Source organism: Chamaesiphon sp. (genome assembly GCF_041737865.1).
GTDB lineage: Bacteria > Cyanobacteriota > Cyanobacteriia > Cyanobacteriales > Chamaesiphonaceae > Chamaesiphon.
In genome coordinates this window covers 18,035-36,984 of sequence record NZ_JBGSQZ010000151.1, presented here as the reverse complement: position 1 = coordinate 36,984, position 18,950 = coordinate 18,035, and the positions used below count along the sequence as shown (strand labels likewise).

Genomic DNA, 18,950 nt, shown 5'->3' with positions numbered 1-18,950 from the left:
AATTGAGTTCCCTTCTGCTGCATTAATAATGTCATCCCATAAAACTGGTGGAGACTGAAGTAGGGAATCTTGAGCAATTATCTGTCTCCAGTCAAGGTGGGAAGGATTAGCATCAGGAACACCTGCTGCTTGCATCTCTCTCAAGAAAGCTTCAGCCAAAATACCATAACCAATAGTTGAAGGATGCACGCTATCTAAACTAAAAAGTCCACCACTTTTACGGGTTCTATCTTGAGTTTCTAGTAATAGAGTATTTGGAATCGGATCTAAACGTAGAAGTGGATGGTCGCTAAGACCCAAAGACCTGTAATATGCTTTTAGTGGTTCTTCAGGAGAATTAATCAAATGGCTACGTTTTACTGCCAGACTATTGAGGATTTCTCCCGCATCAACAAGATGCCAGTTATTCCCTGCGAGATTGACTTCATCACGAATAATCTGATTGAATTCATCGATAGTTTTGTCAATACTTTTAATCTCTTCTCCCGTCAATTTGCTATTAAAAAAAGGATTAAAATTATTCTCGTTTGAAAAAAACCTACCATAGTACTCGAAGTATTTGCTATTTGCTGGAAGTTTACCAATACCCTGAGTAATTGGGGGAATGGTGACGTAAGGTATAGTGCCTACAAAGACACGGGTGTTAGGAGAAATCGCCTCCTTAACTTTGGCAACGAGAATTTTATAGTCTTTTTCAAAAATTCCTGGGTGAGTTAAGTTAAACTTGCGTCGTTCTTCAGGATCTTCACTGGCAAAGTCACTTGGCATCCGATCGAGCTTTAGACTGGTAACTGTCCCAAGACAATCATTTGCACCTAGCCAAAGAATTAAATTTTCTACGCCCTCTTCATTAGTAATTGCTTGAAGATTTTCAATTTGAGTCCATTGTTTTTTAGAGACAATTTCCGCAGGATTCAATACGGTTTTAGCTGTTCGGTACATTGGAGCATTGGGTAAACCAAGAAAATCGTTCTCAATTAGACCTTCCCTAGCTTGAATGACTCGATCGCAATAATCAGAATGGACACTGAAAGCGTCTACTACACGAAATCCCCATACGGCAAGGTTATGGAACTGACTCTTAAAAATTGAAGGTTTACTTCCTCGTCCTCTTTCGTATAATTCTTCTATATCATCAATAAATCGCTCTAAAAGAAAAGGAAACCGAAATATCCATTCGCCCGTCGATATTTCATTTCCTAGAGTGGGTGCCATCGATTGTAAAAGTTCTTCTATATTTATAGGTAAACCACTGCCAAAAAAACTAGGTATACGAAAATCTGTGGGTACCGATAGCCCAAGGGTACGAGCAATCATCGCAGGATACGACCACTCGGTTTTTAGAATAGCACCACTTTGAAATCCTTGAGTGATACTATCACCAATTGCCACAAGCTTTGCCATACTTTATTCCTCAATGGTAGAGATTTATCACCATAGTAATCTTACTCAATGTCCTGTTTGGCGGATCGATCGCCGATCTTTCCGAGCAAGATCTAACTGAAATTTTCCACGATGTGCCCCCAACAGATTTATCAATGTCGTGTCTAACAACATCTTATCCGATCCGATTGTGCCGCTGTGCGACCTCAAAGAGCATAAAGAGCATAAAGAGCATCGATTGGAGCATTAAAACACGGAAAACTAATTTTTCGAGCGCATGGACTAGCGGAATGTGGGATCTAAAACTCTATACTGTCGGCACAGTAAAGAATCTGCGCTGCAACCAAAAGGAGACATTTACAAGACCAATTAAGACTGGTACTTCTACCAAAGGGCCGACAACAGCGGCAAATGCTACCCCAGATTTAATCCCAAACACAGCAATTGCCACAGCGATCGCTAATTCAAAATTGTTACCCGCAGAGGTAAATGCCACACTAGCGGCTCTAGAGTAATCTGTCTTAATCCGCCACGCCATGTAAAAACTCACCAAGAACATCACGACAAAGTAAATAATCATCGGCACCGCAATTCGTACCACATCAAGGGGAATCTGGACGATCAGATTTCCTTTGAGGCTAAACATGACGACGATCGTCAGGAGTAGCGCAATTAGGGTAATCGGGCTAATTTTGGGGATAAAGGTTTCATGATACCACTGCTTTCCTTTAGCTTTGACCAGGAAAAACCGCGTCAAAAAGCCAGCTAAAAAGGGAATACCTAGATAAATCATCACACTCTGGGCTATCTCCGCAATACTAACATTTACACCAGTACTTTTTAGCCCAAACATTGGCGGTAATACAGTCAAAAAAAACCAAGCATAAGGACTGTAAAAAATTACCTGAAAGATACTATTAAAAGCCACTAATCCGGCTGTATATTCGGTATTCCCCCGTGCGAGATCGCTCCATACTATCACCATCGCAATACACCGCGCTAACCCGATTAAAATCAACCCCACCATGTATTCGGGGTAATCGCGCAAGAACACGATCGCCAGCAGAAACATCAAAGTTGGGCCGATAATCCAGTTCTGAATGAGAGAGATCGCCAAAACATTGCCATTGCGAAAAACATCGCTGAGTTCTTCATAGCGTACCTTCGCGAGTGGTGGATACATCATCAAAATCAGCCCGATGGCGATCGGAATATTGGTAGCACCGACCTGAAATCGATTAATGACAGTATCGACAGATGGATAGAAATAGCCGATGCTTACGCCGATTGCCATTGCTAGAAAAATCCACAGTGTCAGGAATCGGTCTAAAAATGAGAGCTTTTTTCGAGGTGCTGGTGCAGAATTAGGAGTCATCATCGAGCCTGTTAAGATTTATTTTCGAGGGCACGGGCAGCGGCTTTGCGTTCGCTATATCGATCGGTCAGATCGTCTACTCGATCGCGCAATAGGAGCGTAAACTTGTACAATTCTTCCATTACATCGATGACTCGATCGCGATAATCCGAATCCTTCATCGTGCCATCTTCGTTAAATTCTTGATATGCCTTAGCTACCGACGACTGATTGGGAATGGTAAACATCCGCATCCATCGCCCCAATAACCGCATTGTATTGACAGCATTAAAAGACTGAGAACCCCCGCTCACCTGCATTACAGCTAATGTGCGACCTTGTGTTGGTCTGACAGCACCAATACTCAGGGGAATCCAATCGAGCTGATTTTTGAGAATACCTGTAATCTGTCCGTGCAGCTCTGGACTAGACCAAACCTGTCCTTCCGACCAGAGGCTCAACTCGCGTAACTCCTGTACTTTCGGATGAGTATCGGTCACGCTGCCGTAGATGGGCAATTCACGCGGATCGAAAAACTTCACTTCCGCGCCAAATTCTTGAATGATTCGGGCTGCTTCTTCCGCCACCAAGCGGCTGTAGGAACGTTCGCGCAATGAGCCATATAAGAATAATATTCTAGGCGGATGATTAGATTGGGTCATAGATGTAGAGATCCCTATTGCTTAGAAAGTTGTTTTGTCCATGCTTGTGCTGCCATTTGCACTGCATCCCAAGGGCTACCGAGCGGCGGGGTATAGCTTAGGTCGAGATCGTTTAAGTCATTCACAGTCATATCATTAAACAACGCTGTAGCAAAGATATCGATGCGTTTAGCTACTTCCCCTTGGTAGTGTCCGGCGATTTGCGCGCCCAGCAATCGACCGGAGGAGCGATCGCCCGTTACTCGAATTCGGAGTGAGTGTGCGCCTGGATAATAGGCTTTGTGATGCCATACATCGGTTTCGACACTCAGCGGTTGCAATCCGGCGGAAATCGCCTCGTCATCTCGCAATCCCGTTCGCGCTGCCGCCACTTCAAAAATTTTGACGACTTGGGTGCCTAATGAGCCTTTAAATTTGCGGTTGCCACCGATCGCATTTTCGCCAGCCACGCGCCCTTGCTTATGAGCGGTGCTACCCAGTGGTAAATAGATATTCTGTCCGAGCAGCCGATGGTAAGTTTCGACACAATCACCCGCTGCATAGATATCGGGAATATTGGTTTTCATCCGCCGATTGACTTGAATGGCTCCATTAATTCTTAATTTAACACCTGCGGTTTGAGCGAGATGGGTAGAGGGATTGACTCCAACTGCGACAATTACTAGATCCGTTACTCGCTCGAATCCTTTGGCATCAGCAACTAATAAGCGTTCTCCTTTCGGCTCGATCCGATCGATATTAACGCCCGTCACAACCTCAACGCCGTGTTTTTCCAACTCATCGGCGACTAATTGACTCAAACTCGGATCGATCGTTTTTAAGATCGACTCGGATCGTTGAATCAATGTCACAGATAAGCCCCTAAGCGTGAGTGCATCCGCCATTTCTAGCCCGATGTAGCCCGCTCCGATGATAACGGCATGTTTTGGAGACTTATCGGTCAGATGTGTTTGGACGGCGAAACTATCTGCCATCCAGCGCAGCGGATAAACTCCTGGTAAATCTAGTCCTTGAATCGGGGGTTTGACAGAGGTGCCACCTGTGCCAACGATCAACTTGTCATAAGTCAGGATTTTTGTCGATCCATCCAGCGTTTTGACAGTGACCTTTTTTTTGGCGGGATCGATCGATTCTGCCCAATGATTCATCAACAAATTAATCCCCAGACTAGTAATGTCTTCAGCCTTGCGATGCGCTAAATTATGCCAATCAGTGACTTCTCCACTCAGATAAAAGGGCAACCCACAGATGCTGTAATTGGGAAAATTATCGGCAAGGACGATCGTAATTTCTACACCCGCATCTAATTCTCTGGCTCGTAATGCCGCACTAATCCCCGCGTCGCTACCGCCAATAATCAGAAGCTGAGTCATCAGATTGTGTCTCCCGCTAAACAGCGTAAAAAGTCAGTTTGAGCCGATCGCAGTTCGACTTGAGGATTTGCCAAATGGATGATTTGGATCGCCGCGTCGTAAGACGAACCGACATGGATCAGATAAGCAGCCAGCATGGTTCCCGTCCGCCGCAATCCATTGGTGCAATGAACGGCAACAGCCAAGCCTTGGCGATCCTGTTCGTCAATAAAGTAGGCTAATTCCTGAATTTGGTCGCGACTGGGTGGGGTGCCGCCCTGAATGGGCAACCACCGGAACGGTATGTCTAGCCGATCGTATACATCTAAATTAGAAGGGTCATCAAGGACGGAGACAATTGCCCCAATTCCTACCGCTTGTAAATCCCTCAATTCATCTGCTGTTGGCTTGCGAACACCTGTCAATTTACCTGGAATTACCCACCATAAGTTTTCGACAATTGGCTCGATCGATTGCTGCTCCATTGGGTTCGACATCTATATAAGTATTAGTGCGATCGCTTGACTTAAAATTGAGATCCACTACTTGAGTATCGGTTTAGGAACCACTATCCGCTGCTGCTAGAGAACGTAAAAAGACTGTCTGAGCTAGTTCCAGCACTGCCTGTGAGTTTGCAGTTGCAATTTTCTCGATGGCATCTTTATCAGACGAACCATTCAAAATCAGATAAGCCGCTAGCATCGTCCCCGTTCGATGTAAGCCACCCGTGCAATGGACGGCAACACCCACGCCTTGGCGATGATATCGATCGACAAAATCTATTAATTCTGCGACTTGCGATCGACTGGGCGAACTAGCAATCTGGATCGGTAGCCAGAGATAAGGAATATTTTCCCGATCGTACAATTCTAGATTGGATCGATCGTGCATTACTGAAACGATCGCCCCAATTCCCACTGCTTGTAACTCTGTCAATTCGGCTGCTGTTGGCTTCCGCACTCCTGCTAGTTTGCCAGGAATTACCCACCATAAGTTCTCGACAATTGGTTCAGATTGCTGCTCCATTGGTTTTAACTGCTATGTGATGACATGATGAGCGACTGAATAAATGTCTAAAACTTAACTCGTTGGCGTAGCCTCTCTTGCCGAGAGAATCGCCCTAGTCTAAATTAAATTAACAACTAATAAACTGGCTTCTTTGGTAATAAATCCGAAATTTTAGAGTTAATTCTGGCTTTACCAGAGAATACAGTGCCTGTTTTACCGCGATTAAAGTTAATATAATTGATATCTCTAACTGCCTCTGGCAGAGGAACATATCCTACAGAATCAGCCACTTTAGAGACTCGATTGATATATAGTGTTACAAATTTACCTAGTACCCGTCTATTTGAACTAGAGCGCAGATTAACGTAAATAAATAGCGGTCTAGAAAGTGGCTGATATTGGTTTTTCTCTACAGTTTGAGTAGATGGTAAGATTGCCCCTTTACCGTTATCGACTGCTAATAGTTTCAACTTACTTTGGTTTTCTTGGTAGTAAGCATAACCAAAATAACCCAAAGCATTTGGATCTTTACTAATGCCTTCTACCAAGGCTTCATCATCTTCATTAGGGGTGTAGTCTTTACGGCTAGCTTTGGATTTTCCAACGATCGCCTCATTGAAATAATCGAAAGTACCAGACTTGTCACCCGCTCCAAATAGCTTGATGGGTCGATCGGGCCATGAAGAACGTACTTGGTTCCAGCGAAGGATTTTGCCCTGCGCCGCAGGTTCCCAGAGCTTTTTCAATTCGGCGACGGTGATATCTTTTGCCCAGTCATTTTGGGGATTGATGGCGATCGTCAACGCATCAAAAGCGATCGGAAACTCCATGTATCTCACGCCATTTTTCTTACAAGTTTCCATCTCGGCTAGCAAAATTGGTCGCGAAGCATCGTTGATGTCGGTTTTACCAGCGCAGAATTTTTCAAACCCGCCTGTCGTACCAGAAAATTTAACTTCAACCTGCCCCTTATTCCTGGAATCTGCTTCAAATAGTTTGACGATCTCTTGGGTAATCGGATATACGGTACTCGAACCATCAATCTTAATCGCTGGTGCAGTCACTTTTCCTGGATCTCCCTCAGCCCCCTGTGCCAATAATTGGCTGTGGGCGGACGGGTTAGCTGTTGCGGTGGTACTGACTGTTACCGCCAGCATTCCTAAGACTGTAGCGAATTTTTTTACTGTTGCGTTCATTGTGTTCGGTTCCTTGTTGATTTTAAAATATATGCGTTCGTCATTTTTCCAACCATTAATCACCGTCGCCAGCCTTCCACGCGATCGCGTTACTGGGCTGAGGATCGGGTAATTTTAGCGTCACCAGTGCTGCTGCCAGCACAAAGAATGCTGATACCCACAGACAGCCCACCAGCCCGTAAAACTGATAAACTAGCCCCGATAACACCGTCCCTGCCAACCGACCGCCAGAGTTCGCCATATAGTAAAACCCAACATTCAAAGCCACTTTGTCATCATCGGTAAATGCTAATACCAGGTAAGAGTGAACTGCTGAGTTGAAGGCAAACACCACACCAAAGATAATTAGTCCACCCACAATGGCAGTAGTCGGGGGAACATTTAGCTGGAGGGCAATCGCGATCGCGGCTGGGACTCCAACCAGCGTAAATGTCCAAAACCGGATCGTCTTCGCTCCAGGCGGCTGACCAGATCCAAATCGTTTGAGCAGAGCTGGTGCTGAAAATTGAATGATGCCGTAACCAATCACCCAACATGCCAAGAAGCCTCCCACCTGAGCGAAAGTCCAGTTCAACTGTCCCCGCAAAAAGACTGGCAAACCCACGACAAACCAGACATCTCTGGAGCCAAATAAAAAGAATCGGGCAGCCGAGAGAATATTGATTTCGCGGCTCTTAGAAAAGAGTTGGCTAAATTTGACCTTTTTCTTGATTTTGCCCATCCCCTTGGGCAGCAATAGCCCAGAGAACATAATTAATGACAGTCCACCTGCCATGATCCATAAAGCATTGATAAACCCAACGGAAGTCAGCAATGCACCACCAATAAAAAAGCCCACCCCTTTAAGCGCGTTCTTGGAACCCGTTAGCACTGCCACCCATTTGAATAGCGATGACTGAGCATCTTGAGGTACCACTAACCGAATCGCACTCTTGGAACTCATCTTGGTTAAGTCCTTAGCAACCCCCGAAAATGCCTGAGCAACCATCACATACGGGACGGCAACCCACTGTGTCCAAGTTGGATCGAGGAAGGACAAAATCACTAGTGAAAGAATCTGTAGTCCAATTCCAGTGTAAAGTGTCACCTTCAGTCCGAATTGGGAGCCAATCCAACCGCCAAAAAGGTTGGTAACGACACCGAAGACTTCGTAGAACAGAAACAGTGAGGCGATTTGGATGGGGGTATAGCCAATGTTGTAAAAGTAGAGCAGCACTAGCATTCGCAGGGCACCATCGGTGATGGTGAAGCCCCAGTAGGCTAATGTTACTAGTACATAGTTCTTGAAATTGGCACTGGAAGCTGTCGGAGAGTCCATGAGCTGATAAGGGTAGAGGGCAACTTACGATCGCTATTATTAGTTCAGGCTCAGAGCTACTTTACGGGCGAGTTCGACCATCCGATTGGCGTAGCCCCATTCGTTGTCGTACCAAGCTAGAATTTTCACTTGAGTCTCATTGACGACCATTGTAGAGAGCGCGTCGATAATTGCCGAGCGGGGGTCGTCTTTGTAATCGATCGAGACTAGAGGACGTTCTTCGTAGCCGAGAATGTCTTTGAGCGGTTCTTGCTGGGAAGCAGTTTTGAGTAGTTGATTAACTTCTTCGACTGTGGTCGATCGCATTACTTCAAATACACAGTCAGTCAGCGAAGCATTGAGCAACGGTACTCGCACTGCTAAACCATTGAGTTTACCGTTGAGTTCGGGGTAAATTAAACCGATCGCGGTTGCCGATCCAGTTGATGTCGGAATCAGCGATAAACTGGTAGCTCTGGCGCGGCGCAAGTCTTTATGCGGTGCATCGACGATCGTTTGCGTGTTGGTGTTGTCATGGATGGTCGTAATCATGCCATGCTTAATCCCCAAGCCTTCATTAATTACCTTGACTACCGGAGCCAAGCAATTAGTGGTACAAGAAGCGGCTGTCAGCAGATGATGTTTATCTGGATCGTAAAGTCCATCATTGACTCCCATCACGATATTCAGGGCTGATTGCTTCACTGGAGCCGCCACAATTACCTTTCGCACACCCCCCTTAAAATAAGGATCGAGGGTTTCGGGCGTTCTAAATTTACCAGAGCATTCCAACACCAAATCGACACCCAAATCTTGCCAGGGTACATCTCCAGGTTGAGGATGTTCGCTAAAAGTCAGGGATTTACCATCAATGGTGACTTTCCCGTTCTCAGCCTCTACTTTTGGTGCCCAACGTCCGTGGACAGAATCGAACTTGAGTAAGTGCGCGGCTGTCTCAGCCCCACCTTTGACCTCATTGATATGTACGAATTCTAATTCTGACCAATCCCACGCCGCCCGCAAATCTAGTCGCCCAATCCGTCCAAATCCGTTAATTCCCACCCGCACTGTCATCTGTTTGCCTCTTGTTTTGAAGTTTTAAATCTTTATATTTACAGGATTCTATATTTGGAATCATCGATATTGTATCGATTTATCGCCAAAAAAGCTTATTTAACTTTGCTAAGTTCTACCTTTGCTTTGGCTACTAATTCATCATCCAGAGGTAGATAACCAAGGTCGGTGGCTGAAGACTTACCTGTAGTCAATGCCCACTCAATGACTGCTTTTAATGCTGTTGTCTTGGTGGCATCTTTAGGCTGCGGATATAAGAGCAGCCAAGTTAGTCCAGAAATGGGATAAGCCTTTGGGTTGGTAGAATCCGGCACCGTAAGTCCAAGATCGGCAGGCACTTTTTCGCCGACAAATGCCTCAGCACCTGCGGCTGGGGATGGCGCGATCGATTTTCCAGACTTGTTTTCGATCGCTGCCATTGATAGATTAGCTTGCTTGGCGAAAGAGTACTCTACATAACCAATCGAATTGGGTATTGCGGCGATTTCCTCAGACACACCTTGATTGCCTCTAGCACCTATCATCCCTTTAGACCAATCTACCGATTTACTAGCACCCGCTGTCCATTCGGGGCAAGCAGCTTTAAGGTGATTTGTGAACTGAAAGGTGGTACCGCTGCCATCAGAACGGTGGAAGAATTTAATTGCTTCGCTGGGTAATTTTGCACCAGCATTGGTTTTGACGATCGCCGGATCGTTCCATTTCGTAATTTTACCTGACGCAATTCCACAGTAGGCTGTGCGAGATAGTTTTAAATCTTTAACCCCATCGAGGTTATAGGCAAACACGACCATCCCACCAGTCATAGGCACCTGAAGTGGTTCTCCACCGAACTTTGTTTTGAACTTGGCGCGTTCGTCAGCTTTTAAGGGTGCGTCTGATGCTCCAAAATCTACAGTACCCGCCAAAAATTGCTCGACACCAGCACCACTACCGACGGATTGATAACTAACTTGAGTTCCAGGATTTACCTTGTTGTATTCAACAAACCAGCGTTGATATATGGGCGCGGGATATGTTGCCCCAGCACCACTAACAGAGACAATACTCCCACTACTTGCGGATGCAGATTCAGATGTCGCAGGTGAAGCAGTACCTGATGGCGAGGATGCAACTTCGGAACTTTTGTTACAGGCAGATACTGATAGCCCCAACGTCAGGGCTAGTAGTGTCCGAATAGTGAATGACCTCCCGATATTTAGATCGGGTTTTTCGCCATTCGATGGCGGAGCCTCTCCCCTGGAGAATCGATTGAGTTGTTCGTCATTCATTCTAATTTCTCCCTAGATGCGTTGACGGATGCGTTGACGTAGCCTCTCTGCTGTTGGCGGAGCCTTGCACTTGGCATTACAGAATGACAATCGCTCACTATATCGATGTAAGCTAATATTGAGAGTTGTCGATATTTTATCAATCTACATCGATATATGTCAATATAGAAGTTATGAAATCTTCAAAGTTACCTATTTTTTGTTGTCCGCCTTTATTAGCTGGTCGTTTGACTGGAGCAGAAGCCGCTAGTGCAGCCACTCTGTTCCGAGTATTGGGCGAACCAGCGCGGCTCCAGTTGCTGAGTTTAATTGCTGCCCAGCCGAGTGGGGAAGTTTGTGCTTGCGAGTTGGTAGAATCGCTAGGACTTTCGCAGCCAACAGTCAGCCATCACCTCAAGGTGATGTATGAGGCAGGTTTATTAGAAAAAGAGCGGCGCGGCACCTGGATTTACTATCGAATCGTTCAAGCACAATTAGTATCCTTGCGAGAGGTGCTCTTTTAGAGATCTGGGCAATGAACGACACTAATGTGTCTTCATAACAATTGAACTATGCGCTATTTGGCACAGCTTTTTTGTACGGCACAGTAGCGGTTTGAGGCTCCTAAATTTTAGAAGCTTCAATTGGCACAGCCAAAACGAGCTTTTAGGCGATTTTCGGGTCAGCGAGCCATTTTATTTCTGTAATCCTTTTGTAGCAAAGCTTTCACAGTTAAAGTGGCGAGTCTGACATGAGCCGCCACTTTTACCCCTTGTTAGTCAAAGAAATGTATAAAATCCCCTTGACCTTGCAGTTGACTACAAGGTTTAGACTAATCTTATAAGGTTAAAAAAGGAGAAATCCAAAATGTCTAAGCGTTTTGTAGAAGTGTTTACTGCTGGTTGTCCTCTCTGTGACCAGACCGTTAAGTTGGTTCGGGAGCTAGCCTGCTCTAACTGTGAGGTGCAGGTTTACGACTTGCGAGAAGGATGTGCGACTAATGAGTGTCATGAAAAGCTTGCTCAATATGGAATTCACCGAGTTCCAGCCGTTGTTATAAACGGTCAATTAGCTGGCTGCTGTCAGAATCAACAGCCAGTATCCCGTGAAGCCTTGGTTGCTGCTGGCATTGGGCAAGGATAAATCAGATAGGGGAGGGAGAGTAGAATGAACGTCAAGCAAGGATTGTTTATTGGTGAGTTAAGCCAGCGGGTGGGCATACCCGCCCAAACAATTCGTTATTACGAAAGATTGGGTCTGGTCAAACCAGCGCAACGAACGCTGTCACAGTACCGTGTTTATACGGAAGAAGATGAGTTGCGCTTAAATTTTATCCAAAAAGCTAAACAATTTGGGCTTTCCCTAGATGAGATCAAGAAGTTGATAGACATTCGGGCTAAAAACATTCTTCCATGTAATGTTCTCAAAGGAATGGTCAAACAGCATCTAGATGAATTAGACCAACGCATTGACCAGATGCTAGCATTTCGCCAGGAACTAAACAATCGATATGAGCAGATCCAGGCATTGCTGCCCGATACATCTACTCTTCCAACCCAAGCAAGCTCTAACAGCCAGATTTGCGGATTGATTGAACAATAGCTAATAGCTTGGTAAATTTTAATTCTGACTCTCTACTTTTTTTAGGAGCAAAAATAGAATTGACAGAATGTTTGCTTATCAAGACTTGTATTCTTAGTAATACCAAATCCGGTTTAAATAACCTACTTATTATCTAAGTCAAAGCCCTGTATAGCAATGATTTGTAAAATTTAATAAAAAGTCTGTGCGAATCGGATTTGGTATAACTAGTTTTTTATTTCTAATTACCTCCATGTTATTTGAATGGGAGTCATTTTTTACTAGTTAACGTCACCGCTAGATGCGCCCGATCTCAACAATTCAATCAGTTCCCCTACTTCAACACATTCCCTTTTTCTTGCTGCTATTTGTTACGAAACGTGTGCGGCTGCCCTGTAGTACGCTAACGATCTCTTGTGTCAGGAAAGGCTCTATGACCTGTGATTGAATATGTCAACCTGATGGCTAGATATTCTGCTTGAAGTGGCTTTAATCGGTAGATTCACTGTAAATGTACTGCCCAGATCTAGTTGGCTATCAACTTGAATACTGCCATGATGCGCTTGGACGATCGCACGGACAATTGCTAAACCCAATCCCGTTCCGCCTGTATTCCGCGAACGATCTGCTTGCACTCGATAAAAACGATCGAAAATATGCGGTAAGTCTTCAGTGGAAATTCCGATTCCATTATCTTGGATGGTAAGGATCGCGTGACGCTCTGATGATTCTAAGCGAATCGTGACTACTCCGTCGGTAGGAGTATATTGAATGGCATTATGAATCAAATTAGCGATCGCTCGATACAGCCTATCGCTATCGCCCATCACATAGATTGGCTGTTTGACTAAGATTTCTAAGCGCAGATCGAGCGAACTCGCGATCGCCAGCGGAGCTAATTCTTCTTCTAAATCGCTAACCAAATCGTTCAAACAACATGGCTGAAGCTGCACGGGTAATTGTTTGGCTTCCAACCGCGATAGCCAGAGCAAATCCTCAGCTAGACGAGTAAGATGGCGAACTTGACGCTGGGCGATTTCTAAATTATTGCGGGATTCTGGCTCGATTACTTCTACATCTAAAGCACTTTCTACAGCTATTCTGGTGACAGCTAATGGCGTTCGGAGTTCGTGGGCGGCATCGGCGGTAAACTGTTGGATCTGCTGGTAAGACTGATAAATTGGCTGCATTGCCAAACCTGAGAGCCACCAACTCGCTCCACCAATTAGTAACATTGCCAGTGGCACACCAAAAATCAGAATCAAATGCAGACTACTCATGTATTCATCTAACCGATGGAAAGATTGGGCAACCTGGAGATAGCCCCAGTCGCGATTGTCGCTGGTTTTGAGTTGAAGTGTATGAATATGATAGCGTTCGCCACGATCGTCAGTAGTAGTTTCCCAGTGCATCGTCGGGTTCAAATCGGAAAACTTGTGTTTTTTCGATCCTAAAGTTGCGATCTCTTGACCTTTTAAGTTTAATAATCTCAGGCAGTAGCCTTGTTTTTGGGTTAGTTCGGCAATTTTAGAGTCGGGTTTGATGGGAGAACATTCACCCATGACACACAATCCAGGCAGTAAATTCAGCGCGACTGGATTGACTACTTCTGGTTGTTGTAAGACGGCTTCAAGAGTATCATGTACGGTGCCAGCTAAAGTGTCTAATTCTCGATTGACTGTTCGCTCAAATGCCCTAATCATTACTAAATGAATCGCAGAGCCAGATAGTAATGTAATTAAGCCGATGACGATCGCATAAAAACCAGTTAACTGGATACGGGTACGATTGAATAGTCGATTTTGGCGCATTTTTGATAATTAATAATTATCTCTTTATTTACGAGCAGAGTTGAGTCGATAACCAAATCCGCGTACAGTTTCAATTGCTTCCTCACAGCCAAATTCAGCTAACTTCTTCCGCAATAGCCGAATTTGGGCGGCGACAACATTACTTGCCGATTCAGTATCGAGTGCCCAGATCCGATTGCGAATTTGGTCGTGGGTGAGAGTACGATCTGGATGTTGCATCAGATATTCTAAGAGTTGAAATTCTTTGGCTGTCAGACTGACAGACTGTTCCTTTCCTACTGTGGTAATGACAATCGCATTATTACCATAGTCTAGTCGGAGATTGCCCAATTGCAATCGTTCCGGTTGAAATGTAGGGGCGCGACGTTGGAGAGCGCGGAGTCTAGCGAGAAGTTCTTCCATCCCAAATGGTTTAACTAGATAGTCATCGGCTCCAGCATCTAACCCTGTAATTTTATCTTCCATCCGATCTCGCGCAGTCAACATCAGGATTGGCAGAGTGTATTTTTCTGCCCGTAACCGTTGACAGATTTCGATGCCAGACATTTTGGGCAGCATCCAATCGATAATCGCCAACGAGTATGTCGAACGATTGTCAGTTAAATATTCCCAGCCAGTTTTGCCATCTTGTGCCCAATCGACAACATATTGATGATGAGAGAGGCTGGTTTGGATGAGGGCACCCAAGTCTGGTTCGTCTTCAATTAGTAAAATTTTCATCTTGATAACCATCATCTCTGAGCTAGATGAAATTAACGTGAAATCTTGACTCCAACCATTTCATCTTAATTTCATCTCATCCCGCTAAGATCGTAGTAATGTCAAAATTACTATTATTTTTGTAAGTTATGAATACTAAAACTCGATTAATTGCATCGATCGCGATATTGACGGGAACAATCGGTTTTGGTTCCTTAGCGATTGCTAACTTCACGACTTCCAATAAATCGAGTTCAACAATTGCCCAAAATGGGGGGATGAACCACGGTGGCATGAATCATGATGGCATGAAAAAGGGAGGCATGATGAATCATAATATGGATGTCGGCCCTGCTGATGCTAACTACGATTTGCGCTTTATCGATAGTATGATTCCCCATCATCAAGGTGCATTAGTAATGGCTCAGGAAGTATTAGCAAAGTCCAAACGACCCGAACTAATTAAGCTAGCTAAAGGTATGCTCGCCGAGCAGAAAAAAGAAATCGCCCAGATGCAGCAGTGGCGCAAACAATGGTATCCCAAAGCATCGGCGACACCCATCATGTGGCATACTGCCATGAATCATGAAATGGCAATGACAGCCGAACACAAGCAGTCAATGATGATGAGTATGTCATTGGGTAAAGCCGATGCTGGGTTCGATCGCAGGTTTCTCGATGCGATGATTCCCCATCATCAAGGTGCGGTGACAATGGGACAAGATTTATTGAAAAAATCTAAACGTCCAGAGATGCAAAAACTCGCTCAAAATATTATTAAGTCTCAACAAGCAGAGATCGCTCAGATGACTCAATGGCAGAAAGAATGGTCTGCAAGTAAGTAGTTAATGAACATTCATCTCATCTGAGGTGTGAATGGGGATGTAAGTAATAACTTACATCCCCTTTTTGATAAAAATATGCTAAAGTTCATAACAAGAATTATTATCAATAAAACAGTTTAATTAGTATTAAAATTTCACCTCAAATTCATAATATTTTCATCTGGATTTCATCTTAGATTGTTAATCTGTAAATAGACAGGTTATTCGATCCAAAGTAAAAGGTGTATTTTTTATGAAACGCTTATCCCTAACTGGCTTATCAATCATCGCGATCGTATTATCTATAAGTACGTCTGCCCAAGCACGAGGTCATCAAGAAGTGCCGATCGAGCCGATGACAAAAATAAGTAGTAATATTCCCACCAGAAAATATGTGACCCCGTTTAACTTAATTGGGAATGCTTATCAAGGTAGATATCGGGCACATTCTATTCCTGGATTTGGCTCATTAATCGATGGTTCCAGAATTGGTAGAATTACTGCTACAGATTTAGTCAGAGCAGCCATTGAGTCCGAAGATTTGTTGCCAGAAATGATTAACGATCGCGATTATCTGCGTCGTGTTGAAGTACAGTTAAGATCGCTCGGACGTTAAGTTACCTCAAAGTAAGTTCGATCGATAAGATCTCAAAATAATAAACCTAGTCGCCTGACGAATCTCTGCACAACCTCGATCTGACAGCTAAATTTATCCAGTGTTGAGATCTTACGCTCCTGGTGCCCAACGCATATTTTGAAAGAATTTACCAAATATGTCGAAATTTCACTAAAATTTCACATATCGTTGCAATGATGAGAGCAACATCCTAATTCACGAGAGGTCAAGCACATGCGTTCTCATCGCTTATTACCCTTCGCTACTTTATTTACCCTCGCACTGACTACTATTGCAACTGGTGCTAACGCCCAGAGCCAGTCAGTCGAAAGTACTCTTCCCTACGTCTACAGCCACAATACTTTCCCTTCCGAGCGGGCTAGCATCGCTCGTCATACACTCCGGTTTGCAGTTCCCGCCGATTCCAAATCTGTGTCCGCAGTAAAGCTCACCGCACCAGCCGGATTTAAACTCAATCAAAAAGTGGCAGTTTTCGACAATAAAACAGGTGAAAGCTTACCTGTAAGTGTCACTATCGCTGGGCAGACTGTAGAACTGAGCTTCGATCGGGCAGTCGAACCTGGTACTGCAATCGATATCGAACTGAATAATGTCAGCGTTTGGGGCACAGATCGGCATTACGATCTGGCTGTGAAATTTGCTGTCGATAATCGCAATGCTAATGGTGGTAAGTTGCAAGTATCGAACGATCGATATGTCAATATTGGCAGAACTGGCTTACGTCGTTCTTAGAGCGGTTGAGAGCTAAATATCTCTCTAAATATATATGGGGAAAATCGAGAAGTAACAAAGATTTACCCCATTCTTTCTTTTGCATACAGATAACTTTTACCGCCTACCACCATGCGATCGACTAAATTAAAATTATTATTATCTTTAATTATATTAGCGACAGTATCTAGTCCTAAAATCGCGATCGCAGGTGCCGGACACGATCATAGTGGTGCGAGTTCGTTTAAGTCTGGTGGTGAAGCTACTGGTGCTGTAAGTGTTGATGCTCAGACGGTCAAAAGATTGGGGATTAAAGTCGAAGCAGTTAAAAATCAACCATTAGATATTGGATTAAAAACTACCGGACAGATCGAAACTTTACCCGACCAAAAAGTTGAGGTAACTGCACCGTTAACTAGCAAAGTAGTGCAACTATTAGTTAAGCCTGGTAGTAAAGTTACTAAGGGTCAACCTCTGGCGGTAATTGCTTCGCCAGAGTTAGCTAATTTGCGGGTAGATGCTCAAGGTAAACAAGCCGATGCTCAAGGAGCATTGCAAAAAGCTCAGGTTAACTTGCAATTAGCTCAAGATAATTTAGTCAAGCAACAAACAATTAGTAACGCTGAAGTCGCTCAAGCACGGACTAAATTAACGGCTACTCAAGCACAATACGATCGAGATAAGCAGATAATCAGTCAAAGCGGAGTTTTGAAAGTAGCGCAAGAAAATCTCAAACTTCAGCAGCAAATCGCTAATGCCGAAATAACTAGAGCGAATACTGAAGTTGCGATCGCTCAGGAACAATTCGATCGGGATAGTGAATTAGTTAAAACAGGTGCCCTCGCCAGACGACAAATGTTGGAGTCTAAAGGTAAACTCGAACGCGCCAAAGCTGAAGCAGCCAGAGCTAAAAGTCTACCCCAAGTCGTGCAAGCTCAAAGTGATGTTAAAAAGGCAGAAGTAGACTTACCTTACCGCGAACTACGCGCTTCTCAAGCAAGTGTCGCTGAAGCGCAGTCGCTATTACAACGAGCTGAGACTCGTCGCGATGTCTTAGAAGCCCAAGCACAACTCAAACGCGCTCAATCGGATGTAGTCATCGCTCGATCGCAATTACAGCTTAGTACTACTGCCTATCAAACTCGACTTCAACAATTGGGCAGCACTGCCAACGCCCAAGGATTAGTCACGATAACTGCGCCGATTGCGGGTACTGTTGCCAGCCGCGATGTCAGTATCGGTCAATCCTTGCAGGATGCGGGTGGTAAACTGATGACCATTGTTAATGACGCTCGGATTTTTGCGACGGCGAATATCTATGAGAAAGATTTAGGATCGGTCAAAAACGGTCAACAGATCCGCGTTAAAGTCGCTTCTTTACCGAATCAAAGTTTTGAAGGTAGAATTACCCAAATTGGCACATCCGTACAAGGTGAAACCAGAGTCGTTCCCGTGCAAGCAGAAATTAGTAATCCTAGCGGTTTACTCAAACCAGGGATGTTTGCCGAACTAGAAGTGATTACCGCTAAAACGGCTGCGTCGCTACTGGCGATTCCGGCTGCGGCGATAGTCGATGCCAATGGTAAAAAAGTCGTCTATGTCCAGAATGGGAATGCTTTCCAAGCGGCGGAAGTCACATTCGGGCGCACCTCTGGGGACATGGTAGAGGTGAAGACGGGTTTATTTGCAGGTGACATGGTGGTAACTCAGCGGGGGACGCAACTCTACGCTCAGTCGTTGCGGGGCGGGGGAGAAAAGCCCGCTGCTGATGAACATCAAGATGAAGCAGCTCCAGCTAAAAGCAATGGTTTAGTCATACCGCCGTGGTTATTACCAGTCGGTGGGGGCGCGATTCTAGTAACTGGGGGTGCTTTGCTGCTGCGGAAACGTTTCCGCTCGGCTCCAGCAGATGATTTAGAAGATGGTAAAGAAGATGCTTATGCCAGCAACTACGATCTCTCATTACCTGCGGCTGAACTCACCGAACCAGAACCCTACACTAATAATCATCACTCGGTACCTTTGTCGCCAGCAACTATGGGAGAAAAGAGTAGAAAAGGGGAGTAAAGATCTAAGCTGTAAACAGAATCATGATCCTCTTTTCCACAACT

19 protein-coding genes are annotated in these 18,950 nt (G+C 44.7%); 7 read left to right on the top strand and 12 right to left on the bottom strand.

Annotated elements, in window-relative coordinates; all coding sequences use genetic code 11:
* The 10 genes from ACEW9J_RS11550 to pstS form a co-directional block, all read right to left on the bottom strand.
* On the bottom strand, positions 1-1,404 hold a 1,404-nt coding region (locus tag ACEW9J_RS11550; protein ID WP_373545267.1), incomplete at its 3' end, for an SGNH/GDSL hydrolase family protein.
* Positions 1,405-1,690: 286 nt separating this feature from the next.
* Positions 1,691-2,761, bottom strand: a complete 1,071-nt coding sequence (gene arsB / locus ACEW9J_RS11545) for an ACR3 family arsenite efflux transporter (RefSeq protein ID WP_373545266.1) — start codon at positions 2,759-2,761, stop codon at positions 1,691-1,693.
* 8 nt (positions 2,762-2,769) lie between these two features.
* On the bottom strand, positions 2,770-3,399 hold the full coding sequence (arsH, locus tag ACEW9J_RS11540; RefSeq protein ID WP_373545265.1) for an arsenical resistance protein ArsH: 630 nt from the start codon (positions 3,397-3,399) through the stop codon (positions 2,770-2,772).
* 14 nt (positions 3,400-3,413) lie between these two features.
* Complete coding sequence (locus tag ACEW9J_RS11535; protein ID WP_373545264.1) at positions 3,414-4,772, bottom strand: FAD-dependent oxidoreductase; 1,359 nt, start codon at positions 4,770-4,772, stop codon at positions 3,414-3,416.
* Positions 4,772-5,236, bottom strand: a complete 465-nt coding sequence (locus ACEW9J_RS11530) for a dual specificity protein phosphatase family protein (RefSeq protein ID WP_373545268.1) — start codon at positions 5,234-5,236, stop codon at positions 4,772-4,774. The genes ACEW9J_RS11535 and ACEW9J_RS11530 overlap by 1 nt, the downstream gene beginning before the upstream one ends.
* Before the next feature lie 73 nt (positions 5,237-5,309).
* Positions 5,310-5,777 (bottom strand): dual specificity protein phosphatase family protein, encoded by a 468-nt coding sequence (locus tag ACEW9J_RS11525; protein WP_373545263.1) that lies wholly within the window; start codon positions 5,775-5,777, stop codon positions 5,310-5,312.
* A gap of 116 nt (positions 5,778-5,893) precedes the next feature.
* Positions 5,894-6,955: a PstS family phosphate ABC transporter substrate-binding protein gene (locus tag ACEW9J_RS11520; protein WP_373545262.1), complete on the bottom strand. Its 1,062-nt coding sequence runs from the start codon at positions 6,953-6,955 to the stop codon at positions 5,894-5,896.
* A gap of 55 nt (positions 6,956-7,010) precedes the next feature.
* Positions 7,011-8,273, bottom strand: a complete 1,263-nt coding sequence (arsJ, locus tag ACEW9J_RS11515) for an organoarsenical effux MFS transporter ArsJ (RefSeq protein WP_373545261.1) — start codon at positions 8,271-8,273, stop codon at positions 7,011-7,013.
* 39 nt (positions 8,274-8,312) lie between these two features.
* Positions 8,313-9,326 carry an ArsJ-associated glyceraldehyde-3-phosphate dehydrogenase gene (locus ACEW9J_RS11510; protein WP_373545260.1) on the bottom strand — a complete coding sequence of 338 codons (1,014 nt, stop codon included), beginning with the start codon at positions 9,324-9,326 and terminating at the stop codon, positions 8,313-8,315.
* 95 nt (positions 9,327-9,421) lie between these two features.
* Complete coding sequence (gene pstS / locus ACEW9J_RS11505) at positions 9,422-10,597, bottom strand: phosphate ABC transporter substrate-binding protein PstS (protein ID WP_373545259.1); 1,176 nt, start codon at positions 10,595-10,597, stop codon at positions 9,422-9,424.
* A 173-nt stretch (positions 10,598-10,770) separates the two neighbouring features.
* Here pstS and ACEW9J_RS11500 point away from each other — a divergent pair, with 173 nt between their 5' ends.
* The 3 genes from ACEW9J_RS11500 to ACEW9J_RS11490 all read left to right on the top strand — a co-directional run bounded on the left by ACEW9J_RS11500 (position 10,771) and on the right by ACEW9J_RS11490 (position 12,178).
* Positions 10,771-11,100: an ArsR/SmtB family transcription factor gene (locus ACEW9J_RS11500; RefSeq protein WP_373545258.1), complete on the top strand. Its 330-nt coding sequence runs from the start codon at positions 10,771-10,773 to the stop codon at positions 11,098-11,100.
* A 343-nt stretch (positions 11,101-11,443) separates the two neighbouring features.
* Positions 11,444-11,719: a thioredoxin family protein gene (locus ACEW9J_RS11495; RefSeq protein ID WP_373545257.1), complete on the top strand. Its 276-nt coding sequence runs from the start codon at positions 11,444-11,446 to the stop codon at positions 11,717-11,719.
* Between the two features lie 24 nt (positions 11,720-11,743).
* On the top strand, positions 11,744-12,178 hold the full coding sequence (locus tag ACEW9J_RS11490) for a MerR family transcriptional regulator (protein ID WP_373545256.1): 435 nt from the start codon (positions 11,744-11,746) through the stop codon (positions 12,176-12,178).
* A 410-nt stretch (positions 12,179-12,588) separates the two neighbouring features.
* Here ACEW9J_RS11490 and rppB read toward each other — a convergent pair whose 3' ends face one another.
* A complete protein-coding gene (gene rppB, locus ACEW9J_RS11485; protein ID WP_373545255.1) occupies positions 12,589-13,968 on the bottom strand; it encodes a two-component system sensor histidine kinase RppB in 1,380 nt (459 codons plus the stop codon).
* Positions 13,969-13,992: 24 nt separating this feature from the next.
* Positions 13,993-14,688 (bottom strand): two-component system response regulator RppA, encoded by a 696-nt coding sequence (rppA, locus tag ACEW9J_RS11480; RefSeq protein ID WP_373545254.1) that lies wholly within the window; start codon positions 14,686-14,688, stop codon positions 13,993-13,995.
* Between the two features lie 128 nt (positions 14,689-14,816).
* Here rppA and ACEW9J_RS11475 point away from each other — a divergent pair, with 128 nt between their 5' ends.
* The 4 genes from ACEW9J_RS11475 to ACEW9J_RS11460 all read left to right on the top strand — a co-directional run bounded on the left by ACEW9J_RS11475 (position 14,817) and on the right by ACEW9J_RS11460 (position 18,906).
* Positions 14,817-15,512: a DUF305 domain-containing protein gene (locus ACEW9J_RS11475; protein ID WP_373545253.1), complete on the top strand. Its 696-nt coding sequence runs from the start codon at positions 14,817-14,819 to the stop codon at positions 15,510-15,512.
* Positions 15,513-15,744: 232 nt separating this feature from the next.
* Positions 15,745-16,107, top strand: coding sequence for a hypothetical protein (locus ACEW9J_RS11470; protein WP_373545252.1), 363 nt, complete (start codon positions 15,745-15,747; stop codon positions 16,105-16,107).
* A gap of 234 nt (positions 16,108-16,341) precedes the next feature.
* The gene (locus ACEW9J_RS11465) at positions 16,342-16,860 is read left to right on the top strand and encodes a DUF2808 domain-containing protein (RefSeq protein WP_373545251.1); all 519 of its coding nucleotides are present in this window, start codon (positions 16,342-16,344) and stop codon (positions 16,858-16,860) included.
* 111 nt (positions 16,861-16,971) lie between these two features.
* Complete coding sequence (locus ACEW9J_RS11460) at positions 16,972-18,906, top strand: efflux RND transporter periplasmic adaptor subunit (RefSeq protein ID WP_373545250.1); 1,935 nt, start codon at positions 16,972-16,974, stop codon at positions 18,904-18,906.
* The last annotated feature ends 44 nt before the right edge of the window (positions 18,907-18,950 follow it).

Excerpts from the sequence above, each read along its gene's own strand:
- arsB (WP_373545266.1), bottom strand. The coding sequence starts at position 2,761 with ATGATGACTCCTAATTCTGCACCAGCACCTCGAAAAAAGCTCTCATTT.
- arsH (WP_373545265.1), bottom strand. The coding sequence starts at position 3,399 with ATGACCCAATCTAATCATCCGCCTAGAATATTATTCTTATATGGCTCA.
- ACEW9J_RS11535 (WP_373545264.1), bottom strand. The coding sequence starts at position 4,772 with ATGACTCAGCTTCTGATTATTGGCGGTAGCGACGCGGGGATTAGTGCG.
- ACEW9J_RS11530 (WP_373545268.1), bottom strand. The coding sequence starts at position 5,236 with ATGGAGCAGCAATCGATCGAGCCAATTGTCGAAAACTTATGGTGGGTA.
- ACEW9J_RS11525 (WP_373545263.1), bottom strand. The coding sequence starts at position 5,777 with ATGGAGCAGCAATCTGAACCAATTGTCGAGAACTTATGGTGGGTAATT.
- ACEW9J_RS11520 (WP_373545262.1), bottom strand. The coding sequence starts at position 6,955 with ATGAACGCAACAGTAAAAAAATTCGCTACAGTCTTAGGAATGCTGGCG.
- arsJ (WP_373545261.1), bottom strand. The coding sequence starts at position 8,273 with ATGGACTCTCCGACAGCTTCCAGTGCCAATTTCAAGAACTATGTACTA.
- ACEW9J_RS11510 (WP_373545260.1), bottom strand. The coding sequence starts at position 9,326 with ATGACAGTGCGGGTGGGAATTAACGGATTTGGACGGATTGGGCGACTA.
- pstS (WP_373545259.1), bottom strand. The coding sequence starts at position 10,597 with ATGAATGACGAACAACTCAATCGATTCTCCAGGGGAGAGGCTCCGCCA.
- ACEW9J_RS11500 (WP_373545258.1), top strand. The coding sequence starts at position 10,771 with ATGAAATCTTCAAAGTTACCTATTTTTTGTTGTCCGCCTTTATTAGCT.
- ACEW9J_RS11495 (WP_373545257.1), top strand. The coding sequence starts at position 11,444 with ATGTCTAAGCGTTTTGTAGAAGTGTTTACTGCTGGTTGTCCTCTCTGT.
- ACEW9J_RS11490 (WP_373545256.1), top strand. The coding sequence starts at position 11,744 with ATGAACGTCAAGCAAGGATTGTTTATTGGTGAGTTAAGCCAGCGGGTG.
- rppB (WP_373545255.1), bottom strand. The coding sequence starts at position 13,968 with ATGCGCCAAAATCGACTATTCAATCGTACCCGTATCCAGTTAACTGGT.
- rppA (WP_373545254.1), bottom strand. The coding sequence starts at position 14,688 with ATGAAAATTTTACTAATTGAAGACGAACCAGACTTGGGTGCCCTCATC.
- ACEW9J_RS11475 (WP_373545253.1), top strand. The coding sequence starts at position 14,817 with ATGAATACTAAAACTCGATTAATTGCATCGATCGCGATATTGACGGGA.
- ACEW9J_RS11470 (WP_373545252.1), top strand. The coding sequence starts at position 15,745 with ATGAAACGCTTATCCCTAACTGGCTTATCAATCATCGCGATCGTATTA.
- ACEW9J_RS11465 (WP_373545251.1), top strand. The coding sequence starts at position 16,342 with ATGCGTTCTCATCGCTTATTACCCTTCGCTACTTTATTTACCCTCGCA.
- ACEW9J_RS11460 (WP_373545250.1), top strand. The coding sequence starts at position 16,972 with ATGCGATCGACTAAATTAAAATTATTATTATCTTTAATTATATTAGCG.